The sequence below is a fragment of the Kitasatospora sp. MBT66 genome (assembly GCF_000710405.2).
Taxonomy (GTDB): domain Bacteria; phylum Actinomycetota; class Actinomycetes; order Streptomycetales; family Streptomycetaceae; genus Kitasatospora; species Kitasatospora purpeofusca.
Map to the genome: position 1 here is coordinate 827,478 of NZ_JAIY01000010.1, position 328 is coordinate 827,805.

General features: G+C 72.9%; 1 riboswitch.

Annotated elements, in window-relative coordinates:
* Window positions 1-5 precede the first annotated feature (5 nt).
* Window positions 6-84: riboswitch (SAM riboswitch) on the reverse strand.
* Between the last annotated feature and the right edge of the window lie 244 nt (window positions 85-328).

Consider the following 328-nt stretch of genomic DNA (forward strand, 5'->3'; position numbering starts at 1 on the left):
GGCCCGGTCCTCACCCAGGGCACCCCGCCACGGACGGAGGGTTGCCGGACAGCAAGCTGGGGCTTGTCGCTGTCGCTCATGACCTGGCCAAGACTGTAGGTCGGGTCCGCCCGCCGGTCAAACAAGGGTCCACATCCCGGACAGGCGTCGGGGCCCACCGGGAGGATTCCCGATGGGCCCCAACCGCCGTGTCACACCCGGGCGGTGGCCTCCGACCAGTGCTTCAGCAGGTCCCGCGCGGCACCCGAGTCGACGGCCGCCGCGGTACGCCGCATGGCCGCGCCGAGCTGCTCGGCGAGCGGCGCGTCGGTGAGGTCCAGTGCCACCA